Genomic DNA, 22,065 nt, shown 5'->3' with positions numbered 1-22,065 from the left:
CGGCGAATGGCCGGACGATCGAAAGGCGGATGGATGAGCACGGCGGCGGCATGGCTGCTGGCGCTTGTCCTGCTGCTCGGTACCGCGCCGCCCGTTCCCGCGTCGGTCGGCGGTGCCGGCCCCGACCCCTTCGTCGCCGCCGATCTCTGCTCCAGCGCCCACGGTGTCGACCCCGCCCAGGCCGGTGGCTCGAAGCATGATTGCGGCGGCCATTGCTGCATCCTGTCGGGCAAGGCGCTGGCACCCGCACCGCTGTCGCTGCGGCCGCTGGGCGTGGTTGTCGCCACCCTCGGCGGGCCGACGCCGTCGCCGGCGCCGGATCAGCCGCTCCGTCCCGTCCCTCCCGCCCGCGCTCCTCCGTTCCTCGCCGCTTAAGGCCGCGGCCCGCCTGTCCGGGCCGCCTTCAGCGATTCATTCATCGAGGAACATCATGACCTGCCACGCGATTCATCGTGGCGGATCTCGGCATGGCCGAGTCCGCCTGCTTGCCAGCACCTTTCTCTCCACCCTCCTGATTTCGGGGGCCGCCCTGGCCGAAGAGATTCCGGACGTGGTGATCTCGGCGCCCCGCTTCAGCGTTCCCGCCGCCGACAAGGCCAATGCCGCCGGCGACACCGCCAGGCTGCTTTCGGGCACGCCCGGCCTCAACCTCATCACCAATGGCGGGGTCTCCAGCCTGCCCGACATCCACGGCCTGGCCGACGACCGGCTGAAGATCGTGGTGGACGGCATGGAGATCACGTCGGCCTGCTCCAACCACATGAACCCGGCCCTGTCCTATATGGATTCCTCCAAGGTGGAGCGGGTCGAGGTGTGGAGCGGCATCACGCCCGTCAGCGCCGGCGGCGACAATATCGGCGGCGTCATTTCGGTGAAGTCCGCTCCGCCGGTCTTCGCCAAGGCGGGCGAGGGATATGTGGTGGGCGGTCGCGCCTCGACCTTCTTCAAGAGCGTCAACACCGGCCTCGGCGGCTCGCTGGCCGTGCACGGCGCCGACGACACCTACAGCCTGGGTTATGACGGGTCGTGGGTGCGCGGCCTCAATTACCAGGCGGGCGGCGACGGCCACACGGTCCATTCCACCCGCTACGAATCCCGCAACCACGAAGTGACGCTGGGCGTCAAAGGCAGTGCCGGGCTTTTGGTGCTGAAGGCCGGCCAGCAGGACATTCCTTTCCAGGGCTTCGCCAATCAGCGCATGGATATGACCGGCAACAAGGGCTACCACGGCAACGGCCGCTACGAGGGCGAGTTCGACTGGGGAAAGCTGGAGGCCCGCGTCTACTGGCAGCAGGTCAAGCACTCCATGGATCAGGCCGCCAACGAAAAGGGCGGACAGATGCCCATGCGCACCGACGCCACCGACCTGGGCTATGCGGTCAAGGGCGACATCCGGGTGTCCGAGACCAAGACCATCCGGGTCGGCCACGAATTCCACCGTTTCCTGCTCAATGACTGGTGGCCGCCGGTTTCGGGCAGCATGATGATGTCACCCGGAACCTTCAAATCCATCAACGACGGCACCCGCGACGTGATCAGCGCCTTCGCCGAGTGGGAGGAGAAGTGGGCGCCGCAATGGACCACCCTCCTGGGCATTCGTTCCGACACGGTGCTGATGGACACCAGCAATGTGGCGGGCTATGGCAGCAGCGGCATGACGGCGCAGGAAGGCATCGACGCACGGGCCTTCAATGGCCGCAACCATGCCAAGGTGGATGCCAATTTCGATCTTACCGCCCTGGTCCGCTACGAGCCGAACTCCATCAGCACCAACGAACTGGGGTATGCCAGGAAGTCCCGGTCGCCCAATTTGTATGAACGCTATTCGTGGTCGACCTCGAGCATGGACAGCCAGATGATCAACTGGTTCGGCGACGCCAACGGCTATGTGGGCAACCTGGACCTCAAGCCGGAAGTGGCGCACACCCTGAGCACCTCGGTGGCCCTGCACGATTCGTCTCGGCGGGAATGGGGCATCAAGGCCACTCCCTACGCCACTTACATCGTCGATTACATCGGCATCGACAAGGTAAGCGACAACGTGTCGGGCGGAACCAATTACCCGCTGCTGAAATTCGCCAACCATGACGCCATGATGTACGGCGTCGATGTCTCGGGCAGCACGTTCGTGGCCCGCGATACCGGCTGGGGCGACTTCAAGGTCACGGGGCGGCTGGGCTGGCTGCACGGCGAGATCGTCAACACCGGCAAGGCCATGTACCACGTCATGCCCGTCAACGGTAAGGCCGCCCTAGAACAGAGCCTGGGCGGCTGGACGTCGGCCATCGAGGCGGAACTGGTGGGAACCAAGGCCGGCGTGGATACGCTTCGCCAGGAGCCCAAGACCCCAGGCTATGCCCTGCTCAACCTGCGCGGCGGCTATGAATGGGAGGCGGTGCAGATCAGCCTCGGCATCGATAACCTGTTCGACAAGCGTTACTACCATCCGCTGAGTGGTGTGGATTACACCGAAATGAAGCGGACCGGCCGTAGCAGCACCAACCAGGCCGGCGCCCTGCCGGCTCCCGGCCGCTCGCTCAATGCCGGCGTGACGGTCAAGTTCTAGGATTGGAGCCGAGGGGGAGCGATCCCCCTCGGTCTCACTCGTAGGGCTGGGCGTTGACCATCTCCACCCGCCAGCCGGCGGAGGTGGAATCCAGCCGGGTCAGCGACAGCGGTTTGATGGCGAAGCGCAGTGCCTGTTCCGGCTTCAGGTCCAGTGCCACCGCCAGCGCGGCGCGCACCGTTCCCGCATGCACCACCGCCAGGATGTCTCGGCCCGCCTGGGCGGCGGTGATCTGTTCCAGCGCGGCGCGGACCCGCCCGATCATGGCGGCGAAGCTTTCGCCCCCCGGGGGCGTGGCCCCTGCCGGATCGGCCCAGAAGGCGGCGAGGTCCGGGTCCTTGGCGGCTTCCAGTTCCATCCACGACCGGCCCTGCCAGCGGCCGAAATCCTGCTCGGCCAGGTCGGGCTCGACCATGGGCGGCGGCAGCAGCAGCCCGGCGGCCTCCAGCGCCCCGGCGGTCTGGCGGCAGCGGATCAGGCCGCTTTCCACCAGAACCGGGTTGACCGGCAGGGTGCGGGCCAGGGACCGGAACACCTCGTCCTCCGAGGTGTCGCAGGCCACGTCCAGCCGCCCGGTGATGCGGCCGTGCGGGCAGGGAACCGGGGCGTGGCGCAAAAGCCACCAGCGTGTGGCGGTCTGGCTCATGACAAAACTCCCGCCGCGGCCAGCAGAATGGCGATTTCCGTCGCCTGCTGCACGGCGCCCAGCACGTCGCCGGTATAGCCGCCCAGCGCGCGCCGCGCCATCCAGATGACCGCTCCGCCGGCGGCCAGGGCGGCCAGCAGCGCGGCCAGGGTTCCCGAAAGCCCCAGCCCGGCCAGACAGGCCAGCAGGCCGAGCCCGGCGGCGGTGGCGGCGATGGTGGCGTCGGGGGAACCGGCGCCGGCTCCCAGCCCGTCGGGACGGGCGGGTCCCATCACCTGCATGGCCGCCGGAATCAGGGCCCGCGACAGGGCGCACGCCGCCACCAGGGCGGCGCATTGGCTCCAGCCCGACGGGATGGCCGCCAGGGCCGAGGCCCGAAGACCCACCGTGAAGACCAGGGCCAGCACCCCGAAGGCGCCGGTGCGCGAATCGCGCATCACCTCCAGGCGCTTCTCGCGGCCGCCGCGCGCGCCCAGCCCGTCGGCCAGATCGGCCAGCCCGTCCTCGTGCAGCGCGCCGGTGGCCAGGACCAGGGCGAGGACGGCCAGCAGGGCGGCGGGCACGGGCGGCAGGATGCCTCCCGCCGCCCAGGCGATGGCGGCGGCTCCCAGGCCGAGGCCGAGTCCCACCAGGGGAAAGGCGCGCATGGCTCGCGCCAGATCGCCCATTCCGGCGTCGGGGAGCGGCAGGCGGGTCAGGAACACGGCGGCCAGATGGGCGTCGCCCAGCCAGGAGCGCGGCGGCGGATTCTCGTCGATGACAGGTGACTCGTTCATGGTGATGGGTTATAGGACGGCCAAGGCCAAGCCGCAATATGTTGGGGAGAAAATCCTTGAATTCGTCTATTTCTAGCGTTGCCCACATCCGCTCCCTGCTGGCCGGGCTGCCCGGCCCCGACGCGGCCGCCTCGGCCGCCTGGGCGGCGCGCGAGCCCCAGTTGACCAAGCCGGCGGGCTCGCTGGGTCGCCTGGAAGAGATTTCCGCCTGGGCATCGGCCTGGCAGGGGCGCCACCCGCCCCGCATGGAAAACCCGGCGGCCCGGGTCTACGCCGGCAATCACGGCGTGGCGGCGCTGGGCGTTTCGGCCTTTCCGCCCGAGGTGACGGTGCAGATGGTGGCCAATTTCCGCCACGGCGGCGCGGCCATCAACCAGCTGTGCAAGACCTTCGGCATCGGGCTGGACGTGCTGGCGCTGGACCTGGATAAGCCTACCGCCGACTTCACCCAAGGTCCGGCCCTGGACGAGGCGGAGTTCTGCGCCGCCTTCCGGGCGGGCATGGATTCGGTGCCCGATGGCGCCGACGTGCTGGTGATCGGCGAGATGGGCATCGGCAACACCACGCCGGCGGCCGCCGTGTCGGCGGCGCTGTTCGGCGGCGAGGCGGCCGACTGGACCGGGCGCGGCACCGGCGTGGAAGGCGGCGCGCTGGCCCGCAAGATCGAGGTGGTGGGCCAGGGCGTGGCGCGGCACCAGGGGCTGTCGCCGCTGGACATCCTGCGCTGCCTGGGCGGGCGCGAACTGGCGGCCATGGCCGGCGCGGTGCTGGCGGCGCGGCAAAAGCGGGTGCCGGTGCTGCTGGACGGCTACGTCACCACGGCGGCGGTGGCCGCCCTGGAGGTGGAGGTCAAGGGGGCGCTGGACCATTGCATGGTCGGCCACGTCTCGGTGGAGCCGGGCCACAAACGCCTGCTGGCGGCGCTGGGCAAGACCGCCCTGTTCGACCTGGGCATGCGCCTGGGCGAGGGATCGGGCGCCGCCCTGGCGGTGGGCGTGCTGAAGGCCGCCTGCGCCTGCCACGCCGGCATGGCGACCTTCGCCGAGGCGGGAGTCAGTGACAAGGACGAGGCTTAGGCCCATAATAGACCACCGTTTTTTCCAAGAGGCCGTCATGCAAAGCCAGAAGCCCTTCTTCGATGATATCGCCCGTGTCGCCTCCGGCGCCCTGGGGGCGCTGTCCGGCCTGCGCGCCGAGATGGAGGCGATGATGCGCCAGCAATTCGAGCGCTTCACCTCCAGCCTGGACATGGTCCCGCGGGAAGAGTTCGAGGTGGTGCGCGCCATGGCCATCAAGGCCCGCGAGGAGAACGAGGCCCAGGCCGCCCGTATCGCCGAGCTGGACTCCAAACTGGCCGCCCTGGCCGCCGCCCCCGCCCCCAAGCCCAAGGCTCCGGCCAAGCCCAAGGCCGCGCCGAAGGGGTGAAGAGGGCTTGAAAAGCCCCTAGGCCCAAGGGGCCGCGCCGCTTATGCGGCGGAAGCCAAGCCGCCACCGGCGGCGCCCGGCGTTTGAGGGGCAAGGAAACAACACTTCCCAAGGGGCCGCGCCGCTTATGCGGCGGAAGCCAAGCCGCCACCGGCGGCGCCCGGCGTTTGAGGGGCAAGGAAACAACACTTCCCAAGGGGCCGCGCCGCTTATGCGGCGGAAGCCAAGCCGCCACCGGCGGCGCCCGGCATTTGAGGGCTGGGGATAACCCGGGTTATCCACATAAATTCATAAATAGTCCGTAAATAAAGCCTTGCGCCTCCGCTTGGCGTTTCGGTAGGCTACCCCTTGTGCAAATTCTGCAGGCGCGAACACAATCTTTTGATTCGCACCGCCGGAATCGACGGTAGCCATGCCAAGGGAGGGCGCAGGCATGACCTTGACCGCCACGTATCAGGAAGAGCCCCAGATCAATCCCGTTGACCTTGTCGAGCAAGTCGTCGCCGCCAATGACTGGGCGTTCGACCGCCGCAATGACGAGGAACTGGCCGCCGAGGCCCCCGGGCAGTGGTGCAATTACAGCCTTTATTTCGCCTGGCGCGAAGATATGGGCGCCATGCACTTCACCTGTGCCTTCGACATGAAGATTCCGCCGTCGCGCCGGGCCATGGTCCACGAATTGCTGGCCACTTTGAACGAGAAGCTGTGGCTCGGCCATTTCGGCCTGTGGGAGGACGAGGGCGTGCCCATGTTCCGCCACACCTCGCTGCTGCGCGGCGGGGCCGGATTCTCGCCCGAGCAGGTCGAGGATCTGGTGGACATCGCCGTCACCGAATGCGAGCGCTTCTACCCCGCCTTCCAGTTCGTCATCTGGGGCGGCAAGAGCGCGGCCGAAGCCATCGCCGCCTCGCTGCTGGAGACCGTCGGCGAGGCTTGACTTCGTTCGGCTTGCCGTGCCATGCCGGTTCCCTTGATGGACCGGGGCACGGAGTACTTCCCATGACCAAGATTCTGTTGGCGGGCTGCGGCAAGATGGGCTCGGCCATGCTGGCCGGCTGGCTCGAGCGCGGTGTCGAAGCCGCCGACGTGGTGGTGGTCGAGCCCTCCATGCCCGATCTGGGGGCGGTGCGGGTGGTGGCCTCCGATGCCGCGATTCCCTCCGATTTCACCCCCGACGTGGTGATCTTCGCGGTCAAGCCCCAGGTCATGGCCGAGGTGGTGCCGCCCTATGCCCGTTTCGGCTCGGCGGTGTACCTGTCCATCGCTGCCGGCAAGACCACCGCCTTCTTCCGCAACGCCCTGGGCGCCCAAGCCGCCATCGTGCGGGCCATGCCCAATACCCCGGCGGCGGTGCGGCGCGGCATCACGGTGTGCTGCGCCGAACCTTCGGTGCCGGCCGGGGCGCGCCATCTCTGCCAGTCGCTGCTGGAAGCGGTGGGCGAGGTGGGCTGGGTCGAGGATGAAAGCCTGATGGACGCGGTTACGGCCGTGTCCGGTTCCGGTCCGGCCTACATCTTCCTGCTGGCCGAGGCCATGGAGGCCGCCGCCCTGGCCCAGGGGCTGCCGGCCGAGTTGGCCCGGCGCCTGGCACGGGCCACCGTCGCCGGGGCCGGCGAATTGCTGCGTCAGTCGCCCGAAAGCGCCGCTCAATTGCGCAAGAACGTCACCTCTCCGGGCGGCACAACGGCGGCGGCGCTGTCGGTGCTGATGGCCGACAGCCACGGAATTCCCGGACTGATGACCGAGGCGGTGGCCGCCGCGACTCGCCGTGGGCGGGAGCTGGCGGGCTAGCCATACCATTTTCACAATCTAGGTATTTTCACGATAGGCTGTCAGTGGGATGCGACTCCGTTTGACTCGAAAGCGTTCTCGCGATTATGTTCGCTGCACCGCAACATAAAAACACGGGTTGGAGATTTCATCATGGCCGGCAAGCAGACTGAGCAGTTCTTCGATTTCGACGTCGCCAAGTATCTGGGCGACTTCAAGGTTCCCGGCGTGGACGTCGAGACCATCGTCGCCAATCAGCGCAAGAACATCGAGGCCTTGACCCAGGCGAACAAGCTGGCCTTCGAGGGCCTGCAGAACGTCGTGAAGCGTCAGGTCGAGATTCTGCGCCAGACCATGGACGAGGTCGCCCAGGTCTCCAAGGATTTCGCCGAGCCCGGCACCGCCCAGGACAAGGCCGCCAAGCAGGCCGAATTCGCCAAGGACGCCTTCGAGCGCGCCCTGGCCAATGCCCGCGAGCTGGCCGAGATGATCGCCAAGGCCAATTCCGAGGCGTTCGACCTGCTGAACAAGCGCTTCACCCAGAGCCTGGACGAGGCCCGCGAGGTCTTCGCCAAGGCCGGCAAGAAGTAATCCTTCCGCCCTTATCGGACGGATGCGACGACGGCCGCTCCCGCAAGGGGGCGGCCGTTACGTTTTGGGGGCGGGCGGCGACAGCGGGATGGTCACGGTGACCGTGGTGCCGCGTCCGGGAATGCTGGTCACCGACAGCGAGCCCCCATGCATCTCGGCCAGCCGCTTGGACAGCGGCAGTCCCAGGCCGCTTCCCGCTTCCGCCTTGGCCACCTCGGACGGATTCTGTCCGAACGGAGTCAGGGCGACGGCGATTTCCGCGGCGCTCATGCCGACACCCGTATCATTGACCGTCAGGAACAGGTGCCGGTCGTCGCTCTCCGCCTCCAGGATGATCCGCCCGCCCTCGGGCGTGAACTTGACGGCATTGGACAGCAGGTTGAGGAGAATCTGGCGCAGCCGGCGCGGATCGACCGAGGCAGTCAGGTCACGGTCGAGCCCGGGCATGGCCAGCGTGATGCCCTTGTGTTCCGCCCGCATCCCGACGAAATCGCCGCATTCCTTGACCAGCGGCATGATGGCGGTGGGGGCGAGGTCGATCTCCATCCGCCCCGCCTCGATCTTGGACAGATCGAGAATGTCATCGATCAGCGCCAGCAGCAGGCGACCGGAGCTTTGCACATGCCCCAGATATTCGTGGCAGCGGGACCGGCAGGAATGGCCGGGAAACCCGGCGATCAGCGCATCGGAAAAGCCGATGATGGCGTTGAGCGGCGTCCTGAGCTCGTGGCTCATGTTGGCGAGGAAGGATGATTTGGCGTGGCTGGCCGCGTCGGCGGCAAGGCGCGAGCGGGCCAGTTCGTCCAGGGTGTCGTCCATGCGCCTCAGTTGCCGGATCAGCAGCAGGGCCAGGGCGGCGATCACGCCTGCGATCGACAGGGCCGCCAGGGCGATCAGCATGCCGTGCCGGCGCCACTCCTTCAGGACGGCTCCCCGGTCGTGGGAGGCGATGGCGATCACCGGATGGTTGGTGGCGGCGTGGAAGGCGTAGAGCCGGTTGCGGCCATCAAGGGGCGACACGGCGTCGCCGCTTCCCGACGGCTTGTTCCTGATCTGCTCGAAATCCAGGCTCGAGCCCAGGCTTTGGCCGACAAAGCGGTTGTGGTCGGGTGTGCGGGCCAGGATGGTGCCGTCCGGCATCACCAGCAGCGCGGTATCGGTGGAAGTGCGGGCCGCCACCTTGATGACCGTCGATAGATGCTCCAGGTTGATGGTGGCGGCGACCACCCCGGCGAACCGGCCATCGGGGGTCTCGATTCTACGGCTCAGCACCATGATCCACCGGTCGTCGTTGCGGCTTTGGATCACGCTGCTGATGAACAGGGGCGAGGCCGTGCCGTCCAGGTGATGGCGGAAGTACGGGCGGTCGGACAGATTCACCGGCTTGTAGGGGTCGGGCAGATTGGTGGCGACGCGGGATATGCCGTCCGGGCCGATGACCAGCAGGGCGCGGGCTACGGGTGTTTCGGCCAATTGCCGCCGCAGAAAGGGCAGCAATGCGTCTGCCCGCCCCTGCTGCGCCGCCACTTCGCTGGTGCCGAGCAGCACCTTGTCGATGGCCAGGAGGTTGGTGGCGGCGGTTTCCGCCAGCAGATGGGCGGTGTGGCGAAGGTTGGTGTCGGCGTCGAACAGAGCCTCGCTCCGCATCGCCAGAATCCAGAAGAGGCAGCCGCCGGCCAGCATGGCCATGGCGGCGCCGACCAGGGTGACCATCAGGAGACGGATTCTGTGGGAGGTCGAGCGGCTGGCCTCTGGACCTGCGATCGGCTGGGCGGCCTCGGAATGCACGCGCCGGACTCCGTCATTCTACCTATTTCATCAAGTCTATCTCAGAAACGGGCGGAGAGGGAAATGGTGAAAGTGAGAGTGAGCCGCGAACGGTGCGGTGCCGCGTCAGCCCTTTTCGATCAGTGCCAGCAGCGGCGCCCATTCGGCGGCATAGGATCTGGCGCGGCGGTCGCCGGCCTCCAGCACCGTCGCTCCGGCGGCGGCGACAGAGGTGTAGATCTGGCTGTCGCGCAGGCGGGCCACCACGGGAAAGCCGAGGCCTCCGAAGAAGCCGTCCAGGTGGTCGCTGGCCTTGGTGCCCGGCCGCAGCCGGTTGCCGACCACCGCCACCACCCGCTTGTTCTTGCGCACCGCCTTGACCTTGGCGAGGCGCTCGAGGAAATGGGCGGTGGCGTCCTCGTCGAAGGCGCCGGGCAGGACGGGGACGACGACGATCTCCGAGATGTCGATCAGGTCCTCGACGTCCTTGTGGTGCATGGCGGCGGGGGCGTCGATGACCAGCCGCTGCACTCCCTTGGGCGGCGAGCCCACGTCCTTTGACCAGTCCAGTCCGGTGATGGGGGCTAAGGTGGCGGGGCGGCGGCGCAGCCAGTTCAGGCTGGAGCGCTGGCGGTCGCAATCGCCGATGGCGGTGACCAGTCCCCGGCCCGCGAAGGCGGCGGCGATGTGGGTGGCCAGCGTGGTCTTGCCGCAGCCGCCCTTGATGTTTCCCACCAGCACCGTCCGCATGTCTCGCTTCCCCTTCGCCAAGCGGGTGGAGTCTATCACAGCGGCAGCCGCACGCGCGCCCGCAATCCGCCCAAGGGCGAGTCCTCGAGAACCACGTCGCCGCCATGGGTCCGCACGATGTCGCGGGCGATGGTCAGCCCCAATCCGACGCCGCCGGTGCCGGAATTGCGCGAGGATTCCAGGCGGGTGAAGGCCTTGAACACCTCCTCGCGCTTGTCGTCGGGAATGCCGGGGCCGTCGTCGTCGACCAGGACTTCCGCCACCTCGCCGCGCAGCCCCACCCGGACCCAGACGTGGCCGCCATAGCGGACGGCGTTGCCCACCAGGTTGCCCAGCGCCCGGGCTAAGGAATCGGGGCGCAGCGGCATGACGATCTCGCCTTCGTGATGGAGGTCGATCACGGCGCCCTGGCGGCGGAAACGGGACACCACGTCGTCCACCAGTCCCGGCAGGTCGGTGGGTTCCGGCTGCTCGCTGCCCTCGCCGCGGGCGAAGGCCAGATAGCCTTCCACCATGCGCTCCATCTCGGCGATATCCTCCTCCAGCTCGGCGCGCCCCTCCATGTCGCCCATGATGGCCAGCTGCAGCTTCATGCGGGTGAGCGGGGTGCGGAGGTCGTGGGACACGCCGGCCAGCATCTCGGTGCGCTGCTGGATCTGGCGCTGGATGCGGCTTTTCATCAGGTTGAAGGCCTGGGCCGCCTGGCGCACCTCGCGGGCACCTTCCGGCTTGAAGTCGCCCACGTCCTGGCCCTTGCCGAAGCGGTCGGCGGCCAGCGCCAGCTTGCGCACGCTGCGCACCTGATTGCGCATGAAGACCGTGGCGATGCCGAACAGCAGCATGGCGGTGCCCAGCATCCACAGGATGAAGACGTAGGTGGTGGACGAGAACAGGCGCTTCTTGGGCGCGAAGATCTCCAGCATGCCGTCGGACAGCTGGACGCGGATCACCACTTCGCGCTCCAGGGATTCGGTGTCGATGCGGAAAGGTCGCTGGACCCGTTCCTCCATGGCCTCGGTCAGGGCGCGCTCCAGCAGGCCGGACGGGGGGGCGTCCGGCTGGTTGGGCAGGATGGCGCCGGGCTGGAAGCGGGCGTCCAGCTCCATCCGGCTGGCGGCGACGGCCAGGATGATGCTCCGCTCATCCTCGCCGGGAAAGGCGCGCATGGATTCGATGATGGTGCCCACGTCGCCGGCCAGCCCCTTGGCCAGGCGCTTGGCCACCGTCTCCCAGTGGCTGCCGTAGAATACGTAGGTGGAGACCAGTTGCAGCATCACCAGCGGCAGGATGATGATCAGCAGCGAACGCCCCAGCAGGCCCTGGGGCGCCAGGCGTTTGAGCCATATGCCGTAGCGGGTCATCGTCGCAGGGTCCTCAAGTTCCGGGTTCCCCGATCGGACGGGACGTCGTCGAGCCGTTCCACAAGCCTGTCATCCCGAGCATAGCCGAGGGATCTCCGCATGGTGGGATGTGTCCGGATTGGCCAAGCTTGAGCAGGATCAGATCCCTCCTCCCGATGGTTGTCGGGATGACACTTCGAATCAGGCAGCCGCGCTGCCGCCTCAGTCGGGGCGCAGCATGTAGCCCATGCCGCGTACCGTCTGAAGATAGCGCGGCATCTTGGGGTCGTCCTCGATCTTCTTGCGCAGCCGCGTCACCTGGACGTCGACGGTGCGGGGATTGGCCGAGTTGCCGGTCCTGGCCGCCAGATCGTCGCGCGACACGCCCTGTCCCGCCACCTCGGCCAGGATGGCCAGCAGATCGCGTTCGGCCTGGGTCAGGTGGACCGGCTGGTCGTCCTGGCGCAGTTCCGTGCGGTCCATGTTCCAGACAAAGGCGCCCAGCCGCAACTCGCGGGCGGGCTCGGGCTCCTCGCGCGGGGCGCGGCGCAGGATGGAGGCGACGCGCAGCAGCAGTTCACGCGGCTCGAAGGGCTTGGACAGGTAATCGTCGGCCCCGGCCTCCAGCCCCTTGATGCGGTCGTCCACCTCGCCCCGGGCCGTCAGCAGCAGGATGGGCAGGGTCCGGCCCTCGGCGCGCAGCGAGCGGGTGAGCGCCATGCCGTCCTCGCCCGGCATCATGACGTCGAGGACCATCAGGTCGAAGGCCAGGCCGGCCATGCACTGGCGCGCCTCGGCGGCATCGGCGGCGGCGGCCACCAGATAGCCGTTGTCGGTCAGATACTTGCGCAGCAATTCCCGCAATCGCCGGTCGTCGTCCACCACCAGGATGTGGGCGTCTTCCACCGTCTAGGCCCCCCGGCGCAGCCCGATGGTGCGGGCGGGGAAGCGGCCGCGGTCGCCCTCGTCCACCAGTCCCAGCATCACCTTGCGGAAGCCTTCCACCGCCTCGGCGCCGGCCTCGCGGTAGGCCCGGGCGATGCGGGCGCGCTGGCGCTCGGTCAGCAGGCGCTCCAGTTCGACGCCCTTTTCCGTCAGCTCCAGCAGCCGCTGGCGGCGGTCGCGCACGCCCGGGCGCTGGACGATGAACGTCTCGGCGACCAATTGCCCGAGGACGCGCGACAGGCTCTGCTTGGTGATGCGCAGGATCTCCAGCAGATCGCTGACCGTGATGCCCGGGTGGCGGCCGACGAAATAGATGACGCGATGATGGGCGCGGCCGAATCCGTACTCGCCCAGGATGGCGTCGGGCTCGGCGGTGAAGTCGCGATAGGCGAAGAACAGCAGCTCGATCCCCTGGCGCAGTTCCTCCTCGCGCAGGAACAGCGGGTTGATGCCGGTCTTGATGTCGCTCATGGCGTGGTTACGTCAGTCATGTTGACATATATGACCTATAAATGTTACGCCATGCAAGAGAGATTGGTAATTTTCCAACCTCCAGCGCCCCTGCCACCTTCTTATTGGAACGGAACGACCATGTCAGTCCTCCCCTTCGACGACCGCGACGGCTTTCTCTGGCTCGACGGTAAGCTGGTTCCCTGGCGCGACGCCAAGATCCACGTGCTGACCCACGGCCTGCATTACGGATCCTGCGTGTTCGAAGGCGAGCGGGTGTATGGCGGCAAGGTGTTCAAGCTGCGCGAGCATTCGCAGCGCCTGATCGATTCGGGCCGCATCCTCGGCTTCGAGGTGCCGTGGACGGCAGACGAAATCGACGAGGCCACCATGGCCACCGTCAAGGCCAACAACATCGTCGACGGCTATGTCCGTCCGGTGGCGTGGCGCGGCTCGGAGATGATGGGCGTCGCCGCCCAGTCCTCCAAGATCCGCTTCGCGGTGGCCACCTGGTCCTGGCCCAGCTATTGGAGCCCGGAGGCCCGCATGAAGGGCATCCGCCTCAACATCTCCACCTGGAAGCGCCCCCACCCCGAGACGGCGCCGACCGCGTCCAAGGCGGCCGGCCTGTACATGATCTGCACCATGAGCAAGCACAAGGCCGAGGGTGACGGATACGAGGATTCCCTTATGCTCGATTGGCGCGGCCAAGTCGCCGAGGCCACCGGCGCAAATATTTTCTTCGTGTTCGGTGACGAACTGCACACCCCCACCCCCGACTGCTTCCTGAACGGCATCACCCGCCAGACGGTGATCGCCCTGGCCAAGAAGCGGGGCATCAAGGTGGTCGAACGGGCCATTTTCCCCGAGGACATGGCCAAGGCGTCCGAGTGTTTCCTGACCGGCACCGCCGCCGAGGTGACGCCGGTGCGCGAGATCGGAACCTACTCGTTCACACCCGGCGATATTACGCGTCAATTGATTACGGATTATGACGCATTGGTGCGGGCTTAAACATTTACGGGCGCGGCGCCTTTAAGATTTTCCCCATGCCAACGGAAAGCCGGTATTTTCTTTTAAGGGCTTTCGTAATAGGCTCCGCTGGGGAAGTCGGAATGGGCGCCGCGACCGCTTCGGGCCGGTCGCGTTAGAACGGATGGGAGTTTCCGTGTCGCACGCGTGGCAGAACCTTCGGCTATCCAGCCGCTTCATGCTCATTGTCGGCGTCGGCGTCGTTATCCTGATCGCCGCTGTCGTCCTCACCATCGCAAGGTTCGAGCGCGCCGAAATGGAGCGCCAGCTGCAGCAGCTCTCGGCCAACGAGATGACCTCGCTGCACGCGCTGATCCAGAACGTGATGGCCAAGCGGCCCGAAGACGGCGACAACATCGGCATCGCCGTCTTCAACAACTGGTTCGACTCCCGCAACATCCACTATCCCGGCAAGGTGTGGAGCGCCTGGGGGCCCAAGGTGGCCGCCTATATGAAGGACGCCGAACCCGACAAGCCGGCCAAGCTGCCCAAGGACGACGTCGATCGCCAGGCCTTCGAGTCCAAGGTGGCGGTCGGCCGGTTCGAGGACGGCTTCTACCGCTATTCCCTGCCCATCGTGCTGGGCGTCACCGAAGGCGCCAAGGAAGAGGTCTGCCACTCCTGCCACGGCGGCATGGGCATGAGTGACGGCGACGTCATCGCCGTGCTGTCGTCGTCGCTGTCCACCTCCGAATCCGAGGCGCGCCTTCATCAGGTTCTGACCTGGCTGGTGGTGGGCGGCGTCATCGCCACCGTCCTGGCCGTGTTCGGCGTGCGCCTGATCCTGAAGCGCATCATCGCCGATCCCATCGAGGATATGACTGTCCGCATGGACAAGCTGGCCCGCGGCGACGTTTCCATCGCCGTGCCGGCGCTCGACCGCCAGGACGAGGTGGGGGATATCGCCCGTGCCGTCCAGGTGTTCAAGGACAACACCATCGCCAAGCAGAAGATGGAAGCCGAGGCCCAGACCGCCGCCGCAGTGCGGGAACAGCGCATGCACCGGCTGGAGGATCTGATCGCCGCCTTCGACAAGGCGGTGACCGCCGTGCTGGATTCCGTGTCGGCCTCGGCCCAGCAGATGATCCACACGGCCCGCAGCATGGTGGAGTCCGCCGACCAGGCGCTGGAGAAGGCCGGCTCGGCCGCCCGTCAGGCCAGCGAGGCCAATCAGAACGTCAGCACCGTGGCCGCCGCCGCCGAGGAATTGTCGTCCTCCATCAGCGAGATCGCCCAGCAGGTGGGAATGTCCAATCAGGTGGCGGTCTCCGCCACCAAGGAGGCGGATTCGGTCAACACCCGGGTGCAGGGTCTGGCCGGCGCCGCCGACAAGATCGGCGAGATCATCGAGATGATCACCGGCATCGCGGAACAGACCAACCTGCTGGCCTTGAACGCCACCGTCGAGGCCGCCCGCGCCGGCGAGGCGGGCAAGGGCTTCAACGTGGTGGCCTCGGAAGTGAAGAATCTGGCCCGCCAGACGGTGGGCGCCACCGAGGATATCGCGTCCCAGGTCGGCACCATCCAGAAGGAAACCGACAAGACGGTGCGGGCCATTCGCGGCATCAACACCACCATCTCCTCCATGGACGGCATCACCACCGCCATCGCCTCGGCCATCGAGGAGCAGGGCGCCGCCACCCAGGAGATCGCCCGCAACATCGACCACGCCGCTTCGGGCACCCGCAATGTCTACGACAACATCAACGCGGTGACCCAGACCATCCACGAAACCGATCAGGCGGCCAAGGATGTGCTGGGGGCGGTGGAAACCCTGCAGCGCCAGGCCATGACGCTGCGCGCCGAGGTGGACCGCTTCCTGAACGGTATCCGCGAGGTATGAGCGGAGCGCCAAGCCCCTGAATGGAACGCAGGTCAGGGTGGCGGTGTTTCGCCTTCCATTCCGGAGCGTTTCCAGGTAACTCTGTGGGCCTCGACCAGGGGGTGTCCATGAGCCTGCCCAAGACCGTGCTCGATTGCCCGCATTGCCGGCAGAGCAGCGACCATCGCGTCCATTCCTATGGGGATGGCACCGCCATCGTCTGGTGCGGCTCGTGCCACAATCCCCGTGAGCTGCTGATGGCCCAACTGCGCCGCATGGCCCGGCGCGACGGGCGTTCTTCCGCCATCGCCGCCGAATAGCGGCGCGGCGCTACATGGGGGGCGGCGCATCCTCGTCCAGGATGCCGGCCCCCTTCTCCTCCACCACCTCGATGCAGGCCTGCACCACCGCCGGGTCGTAGCGCGTGCCCGCATGGTCGCGCAGTTCCTGTATGGCGATGTCCAGGCCCAGCGCCGGCCGGTACGGCCGGTGGGACGAGATGGCTTCCAGCACGTCGGCTACCGCGATGATGCGCGATTCCAGGATGATCTCGTCGCCCTTCAGCCCCATGGGATAGCCGCTGCCGTCCAGGCGTTCGTGGTGCTGGCGGATCATGTCGGCCACCGGCCAGGGGAATTCGATGTCCTTCATGATTTCCCAGCCCATCTGGGGATGCATGCGGATGACCTTGTGGACCTCCGCCGACAGTTTGCCGGGACGCGAGAGAAATTCGGCGGGGACGTGAATCTTGCCGATATCATGCAGCAATCCCCCGGTCCGCAGCCCCTCCACCGTGGTTTCGGGCAGCCCCATGCGCTGGCCGATGGCGGTGGACAACTGGGCCACCCGGCGCTGGTGGCCGGTGGTGTAGGGGTCGCGCATCTCGAGCGTCAGCGACAGCGAGCGGACGGTCTGCAGCAGGACGCGCTTCAGGCGCTCGGCCGTGGTGCGGCGCTCCTCCTCCACCGCCTTGCGTTCGATGGCGTAGAGGATGGTGCGGCGGATCAGGTTGCCGTCGCCCTGGCCCTTGACCAGATAGTCCTGGCAGCCGTGCTGCAAGGCCAGCAGGCCCATGGATTCGTCGTCCAGGCCGGTGCAGATGACGATGGGAAGGGTCGGCGCCGCGATGCGCAGCCGCTCCACCGTTTCGATGCCATGGGCGTCGGGCAGCGAAAGGTCGAGGAGGACGGCATCCGGGGGTTCCGCCGACGCGGCGGCGACGGCGTCGCCCAGGGTGGCGGCGCGGCGGCAGCGAAATCCCCCCACCTCGTTCAGCAAAAGCTCGATCAGGCGGGCGTCGGCGGGGTTGTCCTCGACCAGCAGGAGGTCCACGGATCTCGATCGCAAATCGGTCATTTCGAGGTCCCGCTTCAGATGCATCAGGAATATCCCGCCCGTCCCGCGGCATCGGGTCAAAACCGGAGCCGCTCTAGTGTTGTGGCATAATGTGACGGGGTTGTTAAGTGGGGCTGGAGTCGTGCCTGCCATGACATCCTGGCCATTGGTATTATACTCCTGAGGGCGTACGCGGACTTACGGCCTGGGCTAATACGTTGTGGGTAGGTAACTTCCGAGGGTTGGTGCGGGCTTCGCGCCGACCGAGGCGAGCATTCACAAAAGTCTTTATGTCTGATTAATCTAGGTCTAACGTAATATGTCCAATCTATCGGCGGCGTATGCCGCCCGGGGCGCGGCGGCTCGCCCCATTTGCTGCGGGAGGTGCGTCATGGGGGCTTTCAAGCTGGGTATCGGCGGAAAGATTTGGGCTCTGGTGGCGCTGCTGGTGGCGGGTCTGGGTCTGTTGACCGCCCAGAGCCTCAGCTCGTTGCGCGACACCCTGGTGGAGGATCGCCGGCAGTCGCTGAAGCATCTGGTGGAATCGGCGACCTCCATCGTCGCCGGCTATCAGGCCCGCGCCGCCAAGGGCGAATTGAGCGAGGACGACGCCAAGGCCTTGGCCAAGACCGCGCTGCAGTTCCTCCGCTATGGCAAGAACGACTACTTCTTCATCAACAACTACCAGTACAGCGCGGTGATGCACCCCCTGCGCCCCGAAATGGTCGGGCAGGACCAGTCCCAGATGAAGGACCCCAACGGAATCTTCATCACCCGCGAGATGGTCGACGTGTCGCGCCGGGACGGCGGCGGCTACGTCTATTACCATTGGGCCCGGGTCAAGGATCAGCCGCCGGTGCCCAAGGTGGTCTATGTGGCCGATTTCAAGCCGTGGAGCTGGGTGATCGGCACCGGCGTCTACATCGACGACATCGATGAGGCCTACCGGGCCAAGATGGTCGATATCGGTCTCAAGGCGGCGGCGCTCGCCCTGCTGGCCGGCGTGGTGGCGGTGCTGATCGCCCGATCCATCACCGGGCCGCTGCGGCAATTGGTGACCCGCATGAGCGCCCTGGCCCAGGGCGACATCGAGCACGAGGTCCAGGGCACGGAGCGCCAGGACGAGATGGGCGCCCTGGCCCGCGCCATGGAGGTGTTCCGCGGCAGCGCCCTCGAGAACCGCCGGCTGCTGAACGAGCAGGAGCATCTGAAGCAGGTCGCCGCCCAGGAACGCAACCGGACGCTTCTGGACATGGCCGACGGGCTGGAGCGCCGGGTCAAGGCGGCGGTCCAGGCCATCACCCAGGTGGGAAGCCGCCTCAACGGCGCCTCCAACGCCATGACCCACACGGCGGAGCAGACCTCCGAGCAGACCAGCGCCGTGGTTGCCGCCACCGCCCAGACCTCGGGCAATGTCCAGACCGTGGCCTCGGCCGCCGAGGAACTGAGCGCGTCGGGCAACGAGATCAGCCGCCAGGTGGCGCTGACCGCCGACATCGCGCGCTCCGCCGCCGAGGAGGCGGAGCAGACCAACGGCATGGTGTCGGCCCTGGCCGCCGCCGCCGGGCGCATCGGCGAGGTGGTGCAGCTGATCGACGCCATCGCCGGCCAGACCAACCTGCTGGCCTTGAACGCCACCATCGAGGCCGCCCGCGCCGGCGAGGCCGGCAAGGGCTTTGCCGTGGTGGCGGGCGAGGTCAAGACCCTGGCCAACCAGACCGCCAAGGCCACCCAGGAGATCACCGCCCAGATCAACGCCGTCCAGGCCGAAACCACCAAGGCGGTGGCCGCCATCCGCCATATCGGCGAAACCATCAACCGGGTGGACGAGGCGACATCGTCCATCGCCAGCGCGGTGGAGGAGCAGAACGCCGCCATCCACGAAATCACCCGCTCCGTGCAGGAAGCGGCGCGCGGCACCCGCGAGGTCTCGGACCATATCGGCAAGGTGTCGGAGGGCACCAACACGTCGCGCACCGCCGCCGAGGAGGTGGCCGGCTCGGCTCGCGAGATGGTCACCCAGAACGGCACGCTCACCCGCGAGATCGACGGCTTCCTGCGGGAGATCCGGACCCAGGCGGCGTAGCTAGGCCGTTTGCATTGCCTCCTCGTCATGGCCGGGCTTGGCCCGGCCATCCACGCGTTGCCGCTTAGCACTGTGGGGGCGGAACCATGGATGCCCGGATCAAGTCCGGGCATGACGGGCGGAATGGATTGGGGCAGGCCGACATGAAACGGCAAGGGGCGGTTCCTCGTGGAACCGCCCCCTTTTGATGCCGTCCGGGCTTCAAGCCTACTTCAGGCTCTCGCAGAAGCGCTTGATGCGCTCGGCCGCCTTGGTCAGCGCCGCGTCCGAGGTGGCGTAGGAGATGCGGAAATAGGGCTCCAGGCCGAAGGCGGCGCCCTGGACCACCGCCACGCCCTCGGCCTCCAGCAGGGCGCCGACGAAGTCGGTGTCGCTGTTGATGACCTTGCCGTCGGGGGTCTTCTTGCCGATCACGCCGGCGCAGGACGGATAGACGTAGAAGGCGCCCTCCGGGGTGCGGCAGGTGATGCCGGGGCACTGGTTCAGAAGGCCGACGATCAGGTCGCGGCGGCGCTTGAACACCTCGGCGTTCTTCGGGATGAAGTCCTGGGTGCCGTTCAGCGCTTCCACCGACGCCGCCTGGCTGATGGAGGCGGTGTGGGTCACCGACTGGGACTGGATCATGTTGATGGCCTTGATGATGGCGGCCGGGCCGGCGGCGTAGCCGACGCGCCAGCCGGTCATGGCATAGGCCTTGGACACGCCGTTCATGGTCAGCGTGCGGTCATAGAGCTTGGGTTCCACCTGGGCGGGGGTGCAGAACTTGAAGTCGTCGTAGACCAGGTGCTCGTACATGTCGTCGGACATGATCCACACATGCGGATGCTTGAGCAGCACGTCGGTCAGCGCCTTCATCTCGTCCCAGGAATAGGCGGCCCCGGTCGGGTTGGACGGCGAGTTAAGCACCAGCCACTTGGTCTTGGGCGTGATGGCGGCTTCCAGGTCGGCGGCCTGCAGCTTGAAGCCCTTCTCCTCGGGACAGCGCACGAACACCGGCTGGCCGCCGAACATCAGGGCGATGTCGGGATAGCTCACCCAATAGGGGGCGGGGACGATCACTTCGTCGCCGGGATTGATGGTGGCCATGAAGGCGTTGAAGATCACGCCCTTGCCGCCGACGCCGACGGTGATCTGGTCGGGGGTGTAGTCCAGGCCGTTCTCGCGCTTGAACTTGGCGGCGATGGCCTGGCGCAGCTCCAGCGTGCCGGCGGGGGCCACGTACTTGGTCTGGCCCTTGTCGATGGCGGCCTTGGCGGCGGCCTTGATGTTGTCCGGAGTGTCGAAATCGGGCTCTCCCGCGCCCAGGCCGATGACGTCGCGGCCGGCGGCCTTCAGTTCGGCGGCCTTCTGGGTCACCGCGATGGTCGGAGACGGCTTGATGGCGGAAAGCCTGTCGGCGATGAACGGCATGGGTGGGGTCCTCGAAAGAATGAGAGGGAATTCGCGGCTGGCGAAGGTACGCGCGCCCGCGCACGAGTGCAAGGATCATCCTGATTCTGTGATAGAATGGCAGCCCGGAGTGAGACGATACGGTGAAGGCCGAAGCTCCGATTGCCATCCTGTGCGGGAAGTGGAATCATGCGCGCCCGTCCTTCTGCCTATGGAAAGTGCCGTTTCATGAGGATCGCCGCTGCCGTCGCCGCGTTGCTCGCTCTCTCCCTGCCACTGGCCGAAGGGGCCGGAGCGGCGCCGAAGAAGGGCGCCAAGCCGGCCGCCGCCGCCGAGCCGCGCCACGCCGGCCTGGCCGCCGCCGCCGCCAATGGCGACATGGAGGCCCAGTACCAGCTGGCGGTGGCCTATCGCGATGGCGGCCATGGGCTGAAGGCCGATTCCCGTGCCGCCTTGGTGTGGTTCACCCTGGCCGGGGCCGAAGGCCATGCCGCCGCCGCCGCCGAGGCGGCCAAGGCCTTCGAGGCCGGCAAGGGGGTGGCCCGCGACCTCAACGCCGCCGGCAATTGGTGGTACAAGGCCGGGGCCCTGGGCGATGCCCGCGCCCGCGCCCGCTGGGTCGACCTGTTCCTCGAGGGCGAGGTGCACGCCATCGGCTCGCGCGACGGCATTTCCTGGCTGGCCGAAGCCGCCCAGAACGGCGATCTGCGCGCCATGATGGGGCTGGCCGACGTGCTGGAGCGCGGCCACGGGGTCGCCCCCGATTTGGCCCAGGCCGAGGCCTGGTACCGTCAGGCCGCCCTGCTGCACGGCGACGTGGAAGCCCGTTTCCGGCTCGGCCGGCTGCTGCTGTCGCGCCCGGCCATGTGGCGCAAGCCCGCCGACGAGGAATGGAACCTCAAGGAGGCCGAGCGCAAGAGCCATCCGTTCGGGGCCGTGTGGTATCCGTCCAAGCCGCTCAACGCCGAAGAGGGGCAGGTGGTGCAGTTGCGCCCCGGCATCAACGAGGGTGAGCGCTGGCTGCGCTCCGCCGCCCGCCGGGGCCATGCCGAGGCCCAGTATCTCCTGGGCTCGGCCAAGGTGGCGGGCATGGAATTGCCCATGGACATGGTCGAAGGAATCGCCTGGCTCGAGGCGGCGTCCGTCCAGGGCCATGCCGAGGCGATGGTCGCCCTGGGCGACCTGGCCGCCAAGGGCCAGGGCTTCTACGCCAAGGACCCCATCCGGGCCTATGTCATGTACGACCTGGCCGCCGCCCAGGGCGAGGAGGGGGCCAAGGCGGCCCGCGACGCCATCGCCAAAGGCATGAACCAGCGCCAGACTGGCCGGGCCCGCCAGATGGTGCAGGAACTGCGCGACCTCGCCGGGCTTTAGA

Annotated in this window: 21 protein-coding genes; 12 read left to right on the top strand and 9 right to left on the bottom strand. The window is 67.4% G+C overall.

Annotated features, from left to right (window positions below):
• Nucleotides 1–6: 6 nt before the first annotated feature.
• Complete coding sequence (locus WV31_RS03270) at nucleotides 7–375, top strand: DUF2946 family protein (protein ID WP_145980725.1); 369 nt, start codon at nucleotides 7–9, stop codon at nucleotides 373–375.
• Between the two features lie 55 nt (nucleotides 376–430).
• The gene (locus WV31_RS03265) at nucleotides 431–2,566 is read left to right on the top strand and encodes a TonB-dependent receptor (protein WP_085372244.1); all 2,136 of its coding nucleotides are present in this window, start codon (nucleotides 431–433) and stop codon (nucleotides 2,564–2,566) included.
• Nucleotides 2,567–2,600: 34 nt separating this feature from the next.
• Here WV31_RS03265 and WV31_RS03260 read toward each other — a convergent pair whose 3' ends face one another.
• Both WV31_RS03260 and cobS read right to left on the bottom strand, forming a co-directional pair.
• The gene (locus WV31_RS03260) at nucleotides 2,601–3,212 is read right to left on the bottom strand and encodes a histidine phosphatase family protein (RefSeq protein ID WP_085372243.1); all 612 of its coding nucleotides are present in this window, start codon (nucleotides 3,210–3,212) and stop codon (nucleotides 2,601–2,603) included.
• Nucleotides 3,209–3,988, bottom strand: a complete 780-nt coding sequence (gene cobS, locus WV31_RS03255; RefSeq protein ID WP_085372242.1) for an adenosylcobinamide-GDP ribazoletransferase — start codon at nucleotides 3,986–3,988, stop codon at nucleotides 3,209–3,211. The genes WV31_RS03260 and cobS overlap by 4 nt, the downstream gene beginning before the upstream one ends.
• Before the next feature lie 38 nt (nucleotides 3,989–4,026).
• Between cobS and cobT the strand changes: the two genes are divergently transcribed.
• From cobT to WV31_RS03230, 5 genes are all read left to right on the top strand, one after another.
• Nucleotides 4,027–5,064: a nicotinate-nucleotide--dimethylbenzimidazole phosphoribosyltransferase gene (gene cobT / locus WV31_RS03250; protein WP_085372241.1), complete on the top strand. Its 1,038-nt coding sequence runs from the start codon at nucleotides 4,027–4,029 to the stop codon at nucleotides 5,062–5,064.
• A 37-nt stretch (nucleotides 5,065–5,101) separates the two neighbouring features.
• Entirely contained in the window at nucleotides 5,102–5,413 is a 312-nt protein-coding gene (locus WV31_RS03245) for an accessory factor UbiK family protein (protein WP_085372240.1), read from the top strand.
• 433 nt (nucleotides 5,414–5,846) lie between these two features.
• Complete coding sequence (locus tag WV31_RS03240) at nucleotides 5,847–6,350, top strand: YbjN domain-containing protein (RefSeq protein WP_085372239.1); 504 nt, start codon at nucleotides 5,847–5,849, stop codon at nucleotides 6,348–6,350.
• Between the two features lie 62 nt (nucleotides 6,351–6,412).
• Complete coding sequence (gene proC, locus WV31_RS03235) at nucleotides 6,413–7,204, top strand: pyrroline-5-carboxylate reductase (protein WP_085372238.1); 792 nt, start codon at nucleotides 6,413–6,415, stop codon at nucleotides 7,202–7,204.
• Nucleotides 7,205–7,336: 132 nt separating this feature from the next.
• Nucleotides 7,337–7,774: a phasin family protein gene (locus tag WV31_RS03230; protein WP_068428145.1), complete on the top strand. Its 438-nt coding sequence runs from the start codon at nucleotides 7,337–7,339 to the stop codon at nucleotides 7,772–7,774.
• Nucleotides 7,775–7,831: 57 nt separating this feature from the next.
• Here WV31_RS03230 and WV31_RS03225 read toward each other — a convergent pair whose 3' ends face one another.
• The 5 genes from WV31_RS03225 to WV31_RS03205 all read right to left on the bottom strand — a co-directional run bounded on the left by WV31_RS03225 (nucleotide 7,832) and on the right by WV31_RS03205 (nucleotide 13,047).
• The gene (locus WV31_RS03225) at nucleotides 7,832–9,562 is read right to left on the bottom strand and encodes a sensor histidine kinase (RefSeq protein WP_145980723.1); all 1,731 of its coding nucleotides are present in this window, start codon (nucleotides 9,560–9,562) and stop codon (nucleotides 7,832–7,834) included.
• A gap of 105 nt (nucleotides 9,563–9,667) precedes the next feature.
• Nucleotides 9,668–10,291 (bottom strand): ParA family protein, encoded by a 624-nt coding sequence (locus WV31_RS03220; RefSeq protein ID WP_085372236.1) that lies wholly within the window; start codon nucleotides 10,289–10,291, stop codon nucleotides 9,668–9,670.
• 35 nt (nucleotides 10,292–10,326) lie between these two features.
• On the bottom strand, nucleotides 10,327–11,652 hold the full coding sequence (locus WV31_RS03215; RefSeq protein WP_085372235.1) for an ATP-binding protein: 1,326 nt from the start codon (nucleotides 11,650–11,652) through the stop codon (nucleotides 10,327–10,329).
• Nucleotides 11,653–11,853: 201 nt separating this feature from the next.
• Nucleotides 11,854–12,537: a response regulator gene (locus tag WV31_RS03210; RefSeq protein WP_085372234.1), complete on the bottom strand. Its 684-nt coding sequence runs from the start codon at nucleotides 12,535–12,537 to the stop codon at nucleotides 11,854–11,856.
• Nucleotides 12,538–12,540: 3 nt separating this feature from the next.
• Complete coding sequence (locus WV31_RS03205) at nucleotides 12,541–13,047, bottom strand: MarR family winged helix-turn-helix transcriptional regulator (protein WP_085372233.1); 507 nt, start codon at nucleotides 13,045–13,047, stop codon at nucleotides 12,541–12,543.
• A gap of 120 nt (nucleotides 13,048–13,167) precedes the next feature.
• Between WV31_RS03205 and WV31_RS03200 the strand changes: the two genes are divergently transcribed.
• The 3 genes from WV31_RS03200 (at nucleotide 13,168) to WV31_RS03190 (ending at nucleotide 16,200) form a co-directional block, all read left to right on the top strand.
• A complete protein-coding gene (locus tag WV31_RS03200; RefSeq protein ID WP_085372232.1) occupies nucleotides 13,168–14,040 on the top strand; it encodes a branched-chain amino acid aminotransferase in 873 nt (290 codons plus the stop codon).
• Nucleotides 14,041–14,194: 154 nt separating this feature from the next.
• Nucleotides 14,195–15,901: a methyl-accepting chemotaxis protein gene (locus WV31_RS03195; RefSeq protein WP_237051473.1), complete on the top strand. Its 1,707-nt coding sequence runs from the start codon at nucleotides 14,195–14,197 to the stop codon at nucleotides 15,899–15,901.
• 107 nt (nucleotides 15,902–16,008) lie between these two features.
• Nucleotides 16,009–16,200, top strand: coding sequence for a hypothetical protein (locus WV31_RS03190; RefSeq protein WP_145980722.1), 192 nt, complete (start codon nucleotides 16,009–16,011; stop codon nucleotides 16,198–16,200).
• A 10-nt stretch (nucleotides 16,201–16,210) separates the two neighbouring features.
• Here WV31_RS03190 and WV31_RS03185 read toward each other — a convergent pair whose 3' ends face one another.
• Nucleotides 16,211–17,260: an HD domain-containing phosphohydrolase gene (locus tag WV31_RS03185; protein ID WP_085372229.1), complete on the bottom strand. Its 1,050-nt coding sequence runs from the start codon at nucleotides 17,258–17,260 to the stop codon at nucleotides 16,211–16,213.
• A gap of 346 nt (nucleotides 17,261–17,606) precedes the next feature.
• Between WV31_RS03185 and WV31_RS03180 the strand changes: the two genes are divergently transcribed.
• The gene (locus WV31_RS03180) at nucleotides 17,607–19,301 is read left to right on the top strand and encodes a methyl-accepting chemotaxis protein (RefSeq protein WP_085372228.1); all 1,695 of its coding nucleotides are present in this window, start codon (nucleotides 17,607–17,609) and stop codon (nucleotides 19,299–19,301) included.
• A gap of 207 nt (nucleotides 19,302–19,508) precedes the next feature.
• On the opposite strand, the gene WV31_RS03175 is transcribed toward WV31_RS03180, so the two are convergent.
• Nucleotides 19,509–20,711, bottom strand: coding sequence for a pyridoxal phosphate-dependent aminotransferase (locus tag WV31_RS03175; RefSeq protein ID WP_085372227.1), 1,203 nt, complete (start codon nucleotides 20,709–20,711; stop codon nucleotides 19,509–19,511).
• A gap of 207 nt (nucleotides 20,712–20,918) precedes the next feature.
• Here WV31_RS03175 and WV31_RS03170 point away from each other — a divergent pair, with 207 nt between their 5' ends.
• The gene (locus WV31_RS03170) at nucleotides 20,919–22,064 is read left to right on the top strand and encodes a tetratricopeptide repeat protein (RefSeq protein WP_085372226.1); all 1,146 of its coding nucleotides are present in this window, start codon (nucleotides 20,919–20,921) and stop codon (nucleotides 22,062–22,064) included.
• Nucleotide 22,065: the final 1 nt, after the last annotated feature.

It is taken from the genome of Magnetospirillum sp. ME-1 (assembly GCF_002105535.1).
Lineage (GTDB): Bacteria > Pseudomonadota > Alphaproteobacteria > Rhodospirillales > Magnetospirillaceae > Phaeospirillum.
This window is presented reverse-complemented; position numbering and strand designations above follow the sequence as displayed.

Excerpts from the sequence above, each read along its gene's own strand:
- WV31_RS03270 (WP_145980725.1), top strand. The coding sequence starts at position 7 with ATGGCCGGACGATCGAAAGGCGGATGGATGAGCACGGCGGCGGCATGG.
- WV31_RS03265 (WP_085372244.1), top strand. The coding sequence starts at position 431 with ATGACCTGCCACGCGATTCATCGTGGCGGATCTCGGCATGGCCGAGTC.
- WV31_RS03260 (WP_085372243.1), bottom strand. The coding sequence starts at position 3,212 with ATGAGCCAGACCGCCACACGCTGGTGGCTTTTGCGCCACGCCCCGGTT.
- cobS (WP_085372242.1), bottom strand. The coding sequence starts at position 3,988 with ATGAACGAGTCACCTGTCATCGACGAGAATCCGCCGCCGCGCTCCTGG.
- cobT (WP_085372241.1), top strand. The coding sequence starts at position 4,027 with ATGTTGGGGAGAAAATCCTTGAATTCGTCTATTTCTAGCGTTGCCCAC.
- WV31_RS03245 (WP_085372240.1), top strand. The coding sequence starts at position 5,102 with ATGCAAAGCCAGAAGCCCTTCTTCGATGATATCGCCCGTGTCGCCTCC.
- WV31_RS03240 (WP_085372239.1), top strand. The coding sequence starts at position 5,847 with ATGACCTTGACCGCCACGTATCAGGAAGAGCCCCAGATCAATCCCGTT.
- proC (WP_085372238.1), top strand. The coding sequence starts at position 6,413 with ATGACCAAGATTCTGTTGGCGGGCTGCGGCAAGATGGGCTCGGCCATG.
- WV31_RS03230 (WP_068428145.1), top strand. The coding sequence starts at position 7,337 with ATGGCCGGCAAGCAGACTGAGCAGTTCTTCGATTTCGACGTCGCCAAG.
- WV31_RS03220 (WP_085372236.1), bottom strand. The coding sequence starts at position 10,291 with ATGCGGACGGTGCTGGTGGGAAACATCAAGGGCGGCTGCGGCAAGACC.
- WV31_RS03215 (WP_085372235.1), bottom strand. The coding sequence starts at position 11,652 with ATGACCCGCTACGGCATATGGCTCAAACGCCTGGCGCCCCAGGGCCTG.
- WV31_RS03205 (WP_085372233.1), bottom strand. The coding sequence starts at position 13,047 with ATGAGCGACATCAAGACCGGCATCAACCCGCTGTTCCTGCGCGAGGAG.
- WV31_RS03200 (WP_085372232.1), top strand. The coding sequence starts at position 13,168 with ATGTCAGTCCTCCCCTTCGACGACCGCGACGGCTTTCTCTGGCTCGAC.
- WV31_RS03190 (WP_145980722.1), top strand. The coding sequence starts at position 16,009 with ATGAGCCTGCCCAAGACCGTGCTCGATTGCCCGCATTGCCGGCAGAGC.
- WV31_RS03185 (WP_085372229.1), bottom strand. The coding sequence starts at position 17,260 with ATGCATCTGAAGCGGGACCTCGAAATGACCGATTTGCGATCGAGATCC.
- WV31_RS03180 (WP_085372228.1), top strand. The coding sequence starts at position 17,607 with ATGGGGGCTTTCAAGCTGGGTATCGGCGGAAAGATTTGGGCTCTGGTG.
- WV31_RS03175 (WP_085372227.1), bottom strand. The coding sequence starts at position 20,711 with ATGCCGTTCATCGCCGACAGGCTTTCCGCCATCAAGCCGTCTCCGACC.
- WV31_RS03170 (WP_085372226.1), top strand. The coding sequence starts at position 20,919 with ATGAGGATCGCCGCTGCCGTCGCCGCGTTGCTCGCTCTCTCCCTGCCA.